The sequence below is a fragment of the Cyanobium sp. NIVA-CYA 375 genome (genome assembly GCF_056108345.1).
Map to the genome: position 1 here is coordinate 1 of NZ_JBSYHW010000269.1, position 891 is coordinate 891.

Genomic DNA, 891 nt, shown 5'->3' on the forward strand with positions numbered 1-891 from the left:
CACCTCTTCACCCCTGAATGAACCGACCATGCTGAACAACAAGTCCGTCCTCGTCACCGGTGGCACCGGTTCATTCGGCAAGACCTTCGTGCGCACCGTGCTGCAGCGCTACCCGGGCGTGAAGCGCCTGGTGATCTTCAGCCGCGACGAACTCAAGCAGTACGAGATGGCGCAGGAGTTCAGCCCGCGCGAGTTCCCGCAGATGCGCTTCTTCATCGGCGACGTGCGCGACGCCGCGCGCCTGAAGCGCGCCTGCGAGGGCGTGGACGTGGTCGTGCACGCCGCGGCGCTGAAGCAGGTGCCGGCCGCCGAGTACAACCCGATGGAGTGCATCAAGACCAACGTGCTCGGGGCGCAGAACGTCATCGAGGCCTGCCTGGACACCCGCGTGAGCCGTGTCGTGGCGCTGTCCACCGACAAGGCCGCCGCACCGATCAACCTGTACGGCGCCACCAAGCTGTGCAGCGACAAGCTCTTCGTGGCCGCCAACAACATCAAGGGCAGCCGTGACCTGCGGTTCTCGGTCGTGCGCTACGGCAACGTGATGGGCAGCCGCGGCAGCGTGATACCGTTCTTCGTCGAGAAGAGCGCCAGCGGCGTGCTGCCGATCACGGATCCGCAGATGACCCGCTTCAACATCAGCCTGCAGGAAGGCGTGGAGATGGTGCTGTGGAGCATCGAGAACGCATGGGGTGGCGAGATCCTGGTGCCCAAGATCCCCAGCTACCGCATCACCGACGTGGCCGAGGCAGTGGCGCCCCTGGCGGCCAAGCGGGTGGTCGGCATCCGGCCGGGCGAGAAGCTGCACGAGGAGATGATCACCGCCAGCGACAGCCTGAACACGGTGGACATCGCCCGCACTCGGCAGGATCGCGAAGTAGCGGCCGATGT

At 65.9% G+C, this 891-nt stretch carries 1 protein-coding gene; it reads left to right on the forward strand.

The window, feature by feature from the left end; translation table 11 throughout:
• Positions 1-28 precede the first annotated feature (28 nt).
• A partial coding sequence (gene pseB, locus AC01FP_RS18005; RefSeq protein ID WP_474482165.1) for a UDP-N-acetylglucosamine 4,6-dehydratase (inverting) occupies positions 29-891 on the forward strand: 863 nt, incomplete at its 3' end.